Raw genomic sequence first — 12,348 nt, 5'->3', positions numbered from 1 at the left:
TGTCTGTCTGTGGTGTGATCATATTAATCGGGCGGCAGATCCGATAAACTGTGCGGCACACTAAACCGTCAGAGAACGGAAACATATTAATTCTGCAAAGGTGAGCAAAGGGGAGAGCATGTCTGACGCGATCATCTGGGATCTGGCATTGATCCGGAAATATAACTATTCCGGTCCGCGATACACGTCGTATCCGACTGCACTGGAATTTAATCAGCAGTACAGTGACAGTGATTTTATCGCCTCGGCACACCGCTATCCGCAGCGTCCGTTGTCGTTATATGTGCATATCCCGTTCTGCCATAAATTATGCTATTTCTGCGGCTGTAATAAATTAGTCACCCGGCAGAAGCATAAGGCGGATGAATATCTGGCTGTGCTGGAGAAAGAGATCGCCGCCCGTGCCCCGTTATTTGCCGGACGCGAAGTGCATCAGATGCACTGGGGCGGCGGCACGCCGACCTATCTCGATAAAGCGCAGATCAGCCGTCTGACCGGTATGCTGCGCAAACATTTTGATTTTGCGGCGGATGCCGAGCTTTCCATTGAAATTGATCCGCGTGAAATAGAACTGGATGTTATCGACCATCTGCGGGCGGAAGGATTTAACCGCCTGAGTATGGGGGTGCAGGATTTCAATAAAGAAGTACAGCGCCTGGTCAACCGCGAGCAGGATGAAGCCACGATTTTTGCCCTGGTGGAGCGTGCCCGTGAAACCGGGTTTGAATCCGTCAGTATCGACCTGATTTACGGCCTGCCGAAACAGACCCCGGAGAGTTTTGCCTTTACCCTGAAACGGGTGGCGGAGCTGTCACCGGATCGCCTGAGTGTCTTTAACTATGCCCATCTGCCGAACCTGTTTGCCGCCCAGCGGAAAATCAAAGATGAAGACCTGCCATCCGCAGAGCAGAAACTGACGATTTTACAGCAGACAATTGAAAACCTGACCGGCAGCGGCTATCAGTTTATCGGGATGGATCACTTTGCCAAACCGGATGATGAACTGGCTATCGCTCAGAATAACGGTATTCTGCACCGCAATTTCCAGGGGTATACCACCCATGAGGAGTGTGATTTGCTGGGCTTTGGCGTCTCTGCGATCAGCATGCTGGGTGATCACTATGCCCAGAACCAGAAAGACCTGAAAACCTGGTATGCACAGGTGGAAGAACGTGGTAACGGGTTGTGCCGCGGGCTGGTGCTGACTGAAGAGGATTGCCTGCGCCGTGATGTGATTAAGGCGCTGATCTGTAATTTCCGCCTGGATTATGCGCAGATTGAAAAACAGTACAACCTGAATTTTAAAACCCATTTCGCCGAAGATCTGCAATTATTGCAGCCGATGGCCGATGACGGACTGGTTGAGATCCGCGACGATGCTCTGGTGGTCACGCCGCGCGGACGTCTGCTTATCCGTAATATCTGTATGTGTTTTGATACTTACCTGCGTAACCAGATGCGGCAGCGTCAGTTCTCCCGCGTGATTTAATCTGCTTCCGGGGTTGATGCGGTGTCATCAATCCCGGCCTCTTTCAGTTTCCGTGTCAGCGTATTACGCCCCCAGCCCAGCAGACGGGCGGCATCCTGTTTGTGTCCGTTGCTGTAATTCAGTGCGCACTGCAACAGGGTGCGCTCAAACAGCGGCAGGGCATCCGCCAGCAAATCTGTTTTTCCGGCCTGTAACTGTGCATCCGCCCACTGTGCCAGCTGTTTATCCCAGCTGCCGGCAGCCGGGTCATAACTGTTTTCATAACGGATTTGTTCTCCGGCAGCGGTCATTGTCAGGTCAGCAGGCAGATCCTGCGGCAGCACTTCCTGAGTGGCGGACATCACGGTCAGCCAGCGGCAGGCGTTTTCCAGCTGGCGGACGTTACCGGACCACCGCAGCTGCATCAGTAATTTTTCCGTATCCGGATGCAGTGTTTTCGCCTCAGTTCCCAGCTCTTTTGCTGTTTTTTGCAGAAAATGACGTGTCAGACGCGGAATATCCCCCGGTCGTTCCCGCAGCGGCGGTAACTGTATGCGGATAACATTCAGGCGGTGAAACAGATCTTCGCGGAATTTACCTTCTGTTACCAGCCGTTCCAGATCCTGATGAGTTGCGGCAATAATCCTCACATCCACTTTCACCGGCGCATAACCACCAACGCGGTAAAACTGGCCTTCTGCCAGCACGCGCAGCAGCCGGGTCTGAATATCGAGCGGCATATCACCGATTTCATCGAGAAACAGCGAGCCGCCGTCAGCCTGCTCAAAACGCCCCTGACGTACCTGTAAGGCGCCGGTAAACGCCCCTTTTTCATGGCCGAAGAGTTCTGACTCAATCAGGTCTTTCGGGATCGCTGCCATATTGAGCGCAATAAACGGTGCGTCCGCGCGCGGGCTGTGATGGTGCAGAGCGTGAGCCACCAACTCTTTCCCGGTCCCGGATTCACCGTTAATCAGCACACTGATGGAGGAGCGGGATAACCGGCCTATTACCCGGTACACTTCCTGCATTGCCGGGGATTCCCCGATAATACCGGAAACCGGATCAGCAGTGACTTCCTGCCGCACCGGCAGATGCTGTTCCCGGTAATGTTCCAGAGCACGGGCGACCAGCGTAACGGCATCATCAATATCAAAGGGTTTCGGCAGATAATCAAACGCGCCCTGCTGGTACGCATTCACCGCGGCATCCAGGTCGGAATGGGCGGTCATGATAATCACCGGCAGCAGGGGGTTATGCTGTTTGACAGCCGCCAGCAGGGACAATCCGTCCATGCCCGGCATACGGATATCGGAGATCAGTACGTCCGGCTGACCGCTGTTCAGCGCCGCCAGGGCATTTTCGGCACTGTCAAAACAGATACAGGTATAACCGGCGCTGTTCAGTGCCCGTTCAAGCACCCAGCGGATCGCGCTGTCATCATCAACGACCCAGATTTTTCCCGGCTGCATATGACCTCCTCAACAGGCTTACTGACGGATTGGCAGATAAAGTGAAAATAAGGTGTGACCCGGCCAGCTGCTGAATTCAATTTTGCCGTTATGCTGATCGATCAGATTACGGGCAATGGATAAACCCAGCCCGGAGCCGCCTTCACGGCCGCTGACCATCGGGTAAAACAGGGTATCCAGGATATGCGGCGGAATTCCCGGGCCGTTGTCTTCAATATCAATTCTGGCTGCCAGCCGGTAGCGCTCGCCGTGCAGCATCACCTGGAATGCAGTGCGGGTACGCAGAATAATCGTGCCCCCTGAGGCGTGCAGGGCTTCCAGGGCATTACGCATAATATTGAGGATAACCTGTTCGATCTGGTCGGGATAATGCGATAACTCCGGTAAACTGGGATCATAATCTTTGACCAGCGTGATATTGTCCGGCTTTTCCAGGTTGATAAGCTGAAAGACCCGTTCCGCCACATGGTGAATGCTCTGCATACTTTTCCGGCCCGGATGCTGGGGACCAAGAAGGCGATCAACCAGCGCCCGCAGGCGATCAGCCTGTTCGATAATAACCTGTGTGTATTCCTGAAGTGACGGATCCGGTAACGCACGGGATAACAGCTGTGCGGCACCGCGCAGCCCGCCGAGCGGATTTTTGATTTCGTGAGCGAGTCCGCGCACCAGATCACGGGCAGCAGCCTGTTGCGCCTGCTGTAACTGTTCCTGGGTAATGCGCCGGTGGCTGTCGAGGGGGGTCAGTTCCAGCAGAATAAAATTCCCGGATACCGGCTGTGCACTCAGGGACAGTGCATGCATCTGATTATTCACCACCAGGGTCACATCGTTGTCAGTAAAACTGTGGCCTTCTGCCAGTGCGGACTGAAAGGCGGCGGTATCGAGGGAAAGGTAACTGTATAAAATAGGGAGCGGTGTGCCGGTGAGTTTACGGGCACTCTGGGCAAATAACTGCATGGCCGACTGGTTGGCGTAGCGGATAATCAGATCATTATCCAGCAGCAGGACACAGTTAATCAGTGAATCAAGGAGTTGTTCCGCCTGCGGTCTGTTATCCGGGTTCATTGTCATCCACCTCTTTGCACCAATTTGGTGCATTGTAGCGTATTTACCCCGCAGGAGAAAAGGACCCGCCCAACGGCGGGTCAAGTGCTTCACGGCAACAAAATAAACCGGAGCCTGTCACTCTGAGTGCCGCCAAACGACGGCACAATCAGAATCACACGCTGTAATACATATCAAATTCAACCGGATGCGGAGTCATATTCAGGCGCTGAACATCAGCACGCAGCAGGTCGATATAGGTGTTAATCGCATCTTCGGTAAACACACCGCCACGGGTTAAGAATTCGTGGTCAGCTGCCAGCGCATCCAGTGCATCACCGAGAGACGGTGCGACTGTCGGGATTTCTTTCGCTTCTTCCGGCGGCAGGTCATACAGGTTTTTGTCCATTGCATCACCCGGATGAATTTTATTGATGATGCCATCCAGACCGGCCATCAGCTGTGCGGCAAAGGCCAGGTACGGGTTAGCTGCCGGGTCCGGGAAGCGGACTTCAATACGGCGGGCTTTCGCGCTGGACACAATCGGAATACGGATTGAGGCCGAGCGGTTACGCGCGGAGTATGCCAGCATCACCGGTGCTTCATAGCCCGGCACCAGACGCTTGTAAGAGTTGGTGGTCGGGTTGGTAAAGGCATTCAGGGCACGGGCGTGTTTGATGATCCCGCCGATGTAATAGAGCGCCATTTCTGACAGACCGGCATATTTATCCCCGGAGAACAGGTTAACGCCGTCTTTTGACAGAGACATATGGCAGTGCATACCGGAGCCGTTATCACCGATCAGCGGTTTTGGCATAAAGGTTGCGGTTTTACCGTAGCGGTGCGCCACATTCTGCACCACGTATTTGTACATCTGGGTTTCGTCCGCTTTCAGTGTCATGGTATTGAAGCGGGTGGCAATTTCGTTCTGGCCGGCAGTACCGACTTCATGGTGATGCGCTTCAACGACCAGGCCCATCTCTTCCATAACCAGGCACATTTCAGAACGCAGATCCTGTGAGGAATCGACCGGCGGCAGCGGGAAATAACCGCCTTTCACACGCGGACGGTGGCCCTTGTTGCCTTCCGGATAGACAGTACCGGTGTTCCAGGCCGCTTCGATATCATTGATATGATAGTAAGCGCCGGAGATATCCGCACCGAAACGGATGTCATCGAACAGGAAAAACTCAGGTTCAGGCCCGAACAGGACAGTATCCGCAATACCGCTGGTGCGCAGGAAATCTTCGGCACGTTTGGCGATAGAGCGCGGGTCACGGTCATAACCCTGCATGGTGTTCGGCTCTAACACATCACAGCGCAGAACCAGTGTCGGGACTTCAAAGAACGGGTCGATCAGGGCGGATTCCGCAATCGGCATCAGTACCATGTCGGATTCGTTGATGCCTTTCCAGCCGGCCATTGAGGAACCGTCAAACATTTTTCCGTCTTCGAAGAAATCTTCATCTACCTGATGAGCAGGGATCGATACATGCTGTTCCTTGCCTTTGGTATCGGTAAAGCGTAAGTCCACGAATTTAACGTTGTGCTCTTCCATCATGGTCAATACATGTTCAACAGACATATTCAGATCTCCTGGTTTGGGATGTTCCGTCAATCCTCTGGTGGTCACCCGGAGGGACACTGATTGCGGTTCTCACATTGCTTGATAAATATAAAGCGAAAAGCGTGCCAACTTTTTTAAAAGGGGGTAAACCGCGTTACAGCAGCGAATTACTCAAATAAGGATAGCGGAAATGTCGTAAATTGCACCATATTGGTGCGTTTCTGATTCTGTCTGTGAGATGCTGGCGCACCAATGTGGTGCAATCAGACCGGCCCGCTTGTTTCCCGGCCGCAAACGCAAAAAAAGTATCTCTTTTATCCTGAATAGGTTTATGATATGCCCCTCTGAATTCGTCGCTGAGCGTGGTATGCGCCGCTGATTTTGTAAAAAAATGGCAGGATGGATTTTATCTCTATGTTTTATAATCATTTATTTTTTAAGTGAGATGTATCACACTTCTTTCACTTGCCTCAGAGAACGTGTAAAATACCACCAAACATCTACACCATAGATGGGCGTTGTTGAAAAGAATGCTATCTGTGACGTAATTCCCATCCATTAACGAAAACGGTACAAGTCTTTGTCTATCGAGAAATTAAGAAATATTGCCATCATCGCTCACGTTGACCATGGCAAGACCACGCTGGTCGATAAATTATTACAGCAGTCCGGTACGTTTGATGAGCGTTCAAAACCGGAAGAGCGTGTAATGGACTCCGGCGATCTGGAAAGAGAGCGCGGCATTACTATTCTGGCAAAAAATACCGCGATTACGTGGAACGACTATCACATCAACATCGTTGACACCCCGGGGCACGCCGATTTCGGTGGTGAAGTAGAACGTGTGATGTCCATGGTTGACAGCGTACTGCTGCTGGTGGATGCGATGGACGGTCCTATGCCGCAGACCCGCTTTGTAACGCAGAAAGCGTTTGCAAACGGCCTGAAACCAATCGTTGTTATCAACAAAATTGACCGTCCGGGCGCACGTCCTGACTGGGTTATCGACCAGGTGTTTGACCTGTTTGACAACCTCGGTGCAACTGACGAGCAGCTCGACTTCCCGATCATTTACGCATCTGCGCTGAATGGTATCGCGGGCACCGATTATAACGATATGGCGGATGACATGACCCCGCTGTACGAAGCTATCGTGAAATATGTTGAGCCGCCTCAGGTTGACCTCGACGGCCCGTTCCAGATGCAGATCTCCCAGCTCGATTACAACAACTATTTAGGTGTTATCGGGATTGGCCGCATCAAGCGCGGTAAAGTCAAACCAAACCAGCAGGTAACGATTATCGATGCGGAAGGTAAAACCCGTAACGCTAAAATCGGTAAAGTGCTGAGCCATTTAGGTCTGGATCGTATCGAATCTGAAATCGCGGAAGCCGGTGATATCATCGCACTGACCGGTCTGGGTGAACTGAATATCTCTGATACTATCTGTGACACCGGTTGTGTTGAAGCATTAACACCACTGGCCGTTGATGAACCAACCGTCAGCATGTATTTCTGCGTTAACACCTCTCCGTTCTGCGGTAAAGAAGGGAAATATGTGACTTCCCGTCAGATCCTTGACCGCCTGAAGAAAGAACTGGTTCACAACGTGGCACTGCGCGTTGAAGAAACTGAAGACCCGGATGCATTCCGTGTATCAGGCCGTGGTGAGCTGCACTTATCTGTTCTGATCGAAAACATGCGCCGTGAAGGTTTTGAGCTGGCGGTATCCCGTCCGCGCGTTATCTTCCGTACTATCGATGGCCGTAAACAAGAGCCGTTCGAGCAGGTGACTCTGGATATCGAAGAGCAGCATCAGGGTGATGTCATGCGCGCACTCGGTGAGCGTAAAGGCGAACTGAGTAACATGATGCCGGATGGCAAAGGCCGCGTACGTCTGGATTACAGCATCCCGAGCCGTGGTCTGATCGGTTTCCGTACTGAATTCATGACCATGACTTCCGGTACCGGTTTACTGTATGCAACATTCAGTCACTATGATGATGTTAAACAGGGTGAAATCGGCCGCCGTCAGAACGGTGTGATGATTTCCAACGGCCAGGGTAAAGCAGTTGCTTATGCACTGTACAGCCTGCAGGATCGCGGTAAGCTGTTTGTCGGTCACGGTACTGAAGTGTATGAAGGCCAGCTGATCGGTATTCACTCACGTTCAAACGACCTGACAGTTAACTGCCTGACCGGTAAGAAACTGACCAACATGCGTGCGTCCGGTACTGATGAAGCGACCACACTGACTCCGTTTATCGAGAAAACCCTGGAACAGGCGTTAGAATTTATCGATGACGACGAATTAGTGGAAGTTACGCCGAAGTCTATCCGTCTGCGTAAACGCCACCTGACTGAAAACGACCGCAAACGCGCACACCGCAGCAAAGATTAATCTCTGCCGGTTGTTTTGATTCATGCCACTCAGGGCGCCTCCGGGCGCCCTGAGCTTTTTCTGTCTGCCGTTACATACAGGTTACAGGCTGATAACCGTGCGGAAATATGGGCGGGGATCGCAGTCCCGGATATTTTTTCTCACCGAAAACGGTTTTCACTCTGTTCAGGAAGAGAGTCTGCGGGTAGAGTAAAAATAATTCATCAACCCGGAGGGATGGTATGCTTTATATCTTTGACATGGGTAATGTCATTATTGATATTGATTTTAAACGTGTTTTATCAGTCTGGAGTAATCTGAGCGGCAAGCCGCTGTCTGAACTGAGCAGTGATTTTATTCACGGCGAAACCTTTAAACAGCATGAGTGCGGCAAAATTTCCGATGTTGAATTTGCCGAAGCCATTAATGATGAGCTGGGAATGTCGCTGAGTTTCGATGAGTTTGCCGAAGGCTGGCAGGCTATCTTTATCTCTGTCCGCCCTGAAGTGATTGATATCATGAACAGGCTGCGTGAGCAGGGACACCGCGTGGTGGTACTCTCTAACACCAATCGTCTGCATCAGGATTACTGGCCGCAGCACTATCCGGAAATCGCCGCTTCCGCCGATTTTCTGTATCTTTCCCAGGATCTGGGGCTGCGCAAGCCGGACCCGGATATTTATCAGTATGTGCTTGAAACCGAAGAGTTTGAACCGCAGGACGTCGTGTTCTTCGATGATGTCCGTGAGAACGTGGATGCGGCAACCGAACTCGGTATCAAAGGCGTGTTTGTTACTGATCGCGATACTGTCTCCCGTTATTTTGCAGAATACGATTTTTCCGCAGAAGTGACTGAATAATTCAGATTTGATTGTTTTTTAAACGGATATGACATGATTGCATTAATACAGCGTGTGACCCGCGCGGATGTCCGGATCGCCGGGGAAGTTGCCGGTGAAATCGGTCCCGGATTACTGGTTCTGCTGGGTGTTGAGCGGGATGATGACGAACAGAAATCGAAACGCCTGAGTGAGAAAGTGATGGGTTACCGCATTTTCAGTGATGCGGACGGAAAAATGAACCTGAATGTGGCGCAGTCCGGCGGTCAGCTGCTGGTTGTGTCACAGTTTACGTTAGCAGCAGAAACACAAAAAGGAATGCGCCCGGGATTTTCAAACGGCGCGGCACCGGAAAAAGCCAATGCCTTATATGAGCACTTTGTGGCACAGTGCCGGGCAGCAGGAATGGTGACGGAAACAGGCCGGTTTGCGGCAGATATGCAGGTCAGTCTGACAAACGATGGTCCGGTCACTTTCTGGCTGCAGGTATGATACAACAGTCTCAGGCCGGTCACCGGTTACCACTGACAGGAGAAAGTGCAATGTATCATTTACGGGTACCCAAAACCGATCAGGAGCTGGAAAGCTATTTTCATTTCCGCTGGGCGATGCTGCGCAAACCGCTGAATCAGCCGCAGGGGTCGGAAAAGGACGGCTATGATACCTATGCACATCATCAGATGGTGGTGGATGAAACCGGGCAGCCTGTGGCTGTCGGCCGTTTGTATATCAATGCAGAAAATGAAGGCGCGATCCGCTTTCTGGCTGTTGATCCGCAGATGCAGGGACGCGGGTTCGGAACACTGATTGCACGCGCACTGGAGTCAGTGGCCCGTCAGGAGGGCGTGAAGCGGATTGTGTGCAGTGCCCGTGAGGAAGCGGTCGCATTTTTTGAAAAATCAGGTTTTGAAAACAGAGGACCGATTACAGGCCCGCAAACGACGCCTGTTCGTCATTTTTTTATGATTAAATCCGTTGAAACCCTCGATGCGATTCTGCATCGTCCCGACTGGTGTGCTGAGTTACAGAAAGCATGGTATGAAACCATCCCCCTGAGTGAAAAAATGGGGATTCGTATTACGCAGTATACCGGTCAGAAATTTATGACCACCATGCCGGAAGGCCCGAATCAGAATCTGCATCAGACAATTTTTGCAGGCAGTCAGTTTTCTATGGCGACACTGACCGGCTGGGGACTTATCTGGCTGCTGTTACAGGAGAACTCACTGGACGGCGATATCGTTCTGGTGGATGCCAACATCCGTTACCGCAAGGCAGTGGCAGGCCGGCCGGAGGCGATTGCTTCCCGCGATAAACTCAGCGGCGACCTGGATCGTCTGGCGCGCGGCAGTAAGGCGCGGATTAAGCTGGAAGTGACCGTCGGACAGGGCGATGAGGTCGGGGCGGTCTTTACCGGCACTTATATGGTGTTGCCCGGACAGAAACACAGCGCGGAGTAACGGGTAAGATACATTTCTTTTGCTGTGGCTGACAGAGAGAATAATTGGTCAGATACGGCGGTGATAACGGGCAGGCGAACGAAAAGCATGCGCGTCATGGATGACGCGCCTGAGCGCACAGGGAAGTGTTCACAGCGGCTTTTCGTTTTGCCCGTTATCAGAGCTCCCCGGTTTCAGAAGATCACACCACAGCGCCATCAGGCGCTGTTTTTGTATCAGTAGGGGTTACAGTATTTCCCCGGTTTCGCTGTTATCCGGGATCACCCGCTGTGCAGGCGGGGCAGAAGGCACCGGCTCTGCGGATACCGGGGCGTTATCCATCTGCCCCTGCGTGATAGCCCGGTTTATCTGATTCCCCTGTTTATCCTGTCCGGAGAGCATACCGCTCAGTGTGCTGCGGATATCCTCTGCCCGCAGTTGTCCGTTCAGGTGCAGTGTGTAATTGGCACTGCCGGAGAGCGGAGCAGGCTGCCAGCCCCATTGTGACAGGATCTGGCTGTCAGCCCCGGTAGCCTGTAATGCGAAACGGAAAGGCGCAGTCCCGGACGGGGTGACCTGAAACTGCATTTTCAGCAGTCCCTCTCCGGCGGAAGCCGCAAATTGTGTGGTTGCCGCGCTGTCCGCCCCGGCCGTCAGTGTCAGATACGGACGGTGCAGTTCGACGCGGTTAAAGGTGGCATTGCCCGCACTGACCGACAGTTCGCCGTCCCATAATCCCCACTGACCGGATTTCAGGATCTGCATGGTTTTGATGTAGCCGTTCACATTGGTGAGCTGGAACGGAAAAATCGCTTGTGTATCAATCAGCAGGGCATTGGAGACTTTTATATCCTGCAAGCGGATAGCATCAATCCCCTGCGGGGCCGCTTCCTGTAATGCAGAGAACCACTGTTCCGGGAAGCTGTACAGCAGATTGTCGGTAACGCCGCTGGTGATATCGAGTGTCCGGGTGGCGCGGTTCCAGTTCCCGGTAAAGCGCAGAATACTCTTGTCATAACGGCCGGTCAGGCGGTTGACGTCAATCTGATCACCGCGTAGTTCCAGCGTGCTGATAATGTCAGAAAAATGCTGCCCGCTGAGTGTCAGATCCGCTGCGGCGATATCCGCCTGTCCGTTGTCCGTCTGCCAGCGTCCCTGTTTAAAGGCCAGATTTTTGATCGTGCCTTCCAGATAGTTAACCGCCCACTGATGACCTTCAAGTTTAATATTGGTGGCAGTGATATTTTTGGCCTGAATATCCGGCAGACTTTCTGTACTGTCTGCCAGTTGTGTCAGAGACTGAGGTGTCTGCCAGCGGATGTCATTGAGCAGCAGAGTATCAAGCTGCCACTGACCTTCGGCGCTGCGGCGGCCGGTCGCGGTGATCAGCCCGTTTTCCAGGGTGGCGGTCAGGTTATCAAACGTGAATTGCTTTCCGCTGACTTCACCCTGCGTCAGGATATTTTTCAGCGGCAGGCCGTAGTAATTCAGGCCGTTAGCGGAAAACTGATATTTGCCGTTACCGGTCAGGTCGCTGCCCTGCGGCTGCCACGGGGTGATACCTCCGGTGACGCCCTCTGCATCAATACTGCGGTTGCCGTCGGTGCGGCGGACATTTGTCTGATTGAGCTGCAATAACCCGGCGCTGACCGGCAGCGTGCCGCTGTCAGCAGCATCAGAAATTTCGATATCCCCTTTCTGCACAATAATGCGGGCAAACCAGCCGGGTTCAGAGAAACTGCGCCAGTCCAGCGTCAGCTCAATATTGGCTGCTTCCAGGGCAAAATCCCCCGATACTGTGCTGATACTGATATCACTGAGTGAAATAAGGGAAGGGGAGGAGAGCGAGTGACTTATTGCAGAAAGTGACACCTTGTAGCGTGTATTGTCACTGATAAGGGCTGAAATCTGTTTTGTGCCCCATGATGTCTGCACCACAAGGGCAGTGGCAACGATAAGAATAATGACCAGTGTTATCAGCCAGAAAACAGCCCGTCCCAACCATTTCATAATGCGCTCCCGAGAGATAATCCTGAGGGCATACTAGCGTGAGGCTCTTTATGGTGACAAGGATTATCGCGGTTTTTCCGCACAGAGCAGCACGCGTGACCGTTTCCGGTCACGCGGTTAAACAGA

General features: G+C 52.5%; 9 protein-coding genes. 5 read left to right on the top strand and 4 right to left on the bottom strand.

The genetic code is table 11. From position 1 onward, the window contains the following. The first annotated feature begins 118 nt into the window (after positions 1-118). Positions 119-1,489 carry an oxygen-independent coproporphyrinogen III oxidase gene (gene hemN / locus AAZR23_RS14570; protein ID WP_434693386.1) on the top strand — a complete coding sequence of 457 codons (1,371 nt, stop codon included), beginning with the start codon at positions 119-121 and terminating at the stop codon, positions 1,487-1,489. Here the strand turns inward: hemN and glnG are convergent. The 3 genes from glnG to glnA form a co-directional block, all read right to left on the bottom strand. Further along, positions 1,486-2,940 (bottom strand): nitrogen regulation protein NR(I), encoded by a 1,455-nt coding sequence (gene glnG, locus AAZR23_RS14565; protein ID WP_166706832.1) that lies wholly within the window; start codon positions 2,938-2,940, stop codon positions 1,486-1,488. The genes hemN and glnG overlap by 4 nt on opposite strands. Positions 2,941-2,958: 18 nt before the next feature. Beyond that, the gene (gene glnL, locus AAZR23_RS14560; protein ID WP_046895002.1) at positions 2,959-4,008 is read right to left on the bottom strand and encodes a nitrogen regulation protein NR(II); all 1,050 of its coding nucleotides are present in this window, start codon (positions 4,006-4,008) and stop codon (positions 2,959-2,961) included. Positions 4,009-4,162: 154 nt separating this feature from the next. After that, entirely contained in the window at positions 4,163-5,572 is a 1,410-nt protein-coding gene (gene glnA, locus AAZR23_RS14555) for a glutamate--ammonia ligase (RefSeq protein ID WP_107679900.1), read from the bottom strand. A 562-nt stretch (positions 5,573-6,134) separates the two neighbouring features. On the opposite strand from glnA, the gene typA reads away from it, so the two are divergent. From typA to fabY, 4 genes are all read left to right on the top strand, one after another. Beyond that, positions 6,135-7,955 carry a ribosome-dependent GTPase TypA gene (gene typA, locus AAZR23_RS14550; RefSeq protein ID WP_107679901.1) on the top strand — a complete coding sequence of 607 codons (1,821 nt, stop codon included), beginning with the start codon at positions 6,135-6,137 and terminating at the stop codon, positions 7,953-7,955. Between the two features lie 221 nt (positions 7,956-8,176). Then, positions 8,177-8,794 (top strand): glucose-1-phosphatase, encoded by a 618-nt coding sequence (yihX, locus tag AAZR23_RS14545; protein WP_107679902.1) that lies wholly within the window; start codon positions 8,177-8,179, stop codon positions 8,792-8,794. 33 nt (positions 8,795-8,827) lie between these two features. Beyond that, positions 8,828-9,265, top strand: a complete 438-nt coding sequence (gene dtd / locus AAZR23_RS14540) for a D-aminoacyl-tRNA deacylase (RefSeq protein WP_032098009.1) — start codon at positions 8,828-8,830, stop codon at positions 9,263-9,265. Positions 9,266-9,315: 50 nt separating this feature from the next. Further along, positions 9,316-10,233: a fatty acid biosynthesis protein FabY gene (gene fabY / locus AAZR23_RS14535; RefSeq protein ID WP_046891891.1), complete on the top strand. Its 918-nt coding sequence runs from the start codon at positions 9,316-9,318 to the stop codon at positions 10,231-10,233. A gap of 225 nt (positions 10,234-10,458) precedes the next feature. Here fabY and AAZR23_RS14530 read toward each other — a convergent pair whose 3' ends face one another. Continuing rightward, positions 10,459-12,222: a hypothetical protein gene (locus AAZR23_RS14530; protein ID WP_434693381.1), complete on the bottom strand. Its 1,764-nt coding sequence runs from the start codon at positions 12,220-12,222 to the stop codon at positions 10,459-10,461. Between the last annotated feature and the right edge of the window lie 126 nt (positions 12,223-12,348).

The organism is Morganella sp. Je.2.23 (assembly GCF_051129855.1).
GTDB classification, from domain to species: Bacteria; Pseudomonadota; Gammaproteobacteria; order Enterobacterales; family Enterobacteriaceae; genus Morganella; species Morganella sibonii.
The sequence above is the reverse complement of the archived record's forward strand: the minus strand, read 5'-3'. Positions and strand labels throughout refer to the sequence as shown.

Bases quoted from the DNA above. Each gene is read 5' to 3' on its own strand.
- hemN (WP_434693386.1), top strand. From the start codon at position 119: ATGTCTGACGCGATCATCTGGGATCTGGCATTGATCCGGAAATATAAC.
- glnG (WP_166706832.1), bottom strand. From the start codon at position 2,940: ATGCAGCCGGGAAAAATCTGGGTCGTTGATGATGACAGCGCGATCCGC.
- glnL (WP_046895002.1), bottom strand. From the start codon at position 4,008: ATGAACCCGGATAACAGACCGCAGGCGGAACAACTCCTTGATTCACTG.
- glnA (WP_107679900.1), bottom strand. From the start codon at position 5,572: ATGTCTGTTGAACATGTATTGACCATGATGGAAGAGCACAACGTTAAA.
- yihX (WP_107679902.1), top strand. From the start codon at position 8,177: ATGCTTTATATCTTTGACATGGGTAATGTCATTATTGATATTGATTTT.
- dtd (WP_032098009.1), top strand. From the start codon at position 8,828: ATGATTGCATTAATACAGCGTGTGACCCGCGCGGATGTCCGGATCGCC.
- fabY (WP_046891891.1), top strand. From the start codon at position 9,316: ATGTATCATTTACGGGTACCCAAAACCGATCAGGAGCTGGAAAGCTAT.
- AAZR23_RS14530 (WP_434693381.1), bottom strand. From the start codon at position 12,222: ATGAAATGGTTGGGACGGGCTGTTTTCTGGCTGATAACACTGGTCATT.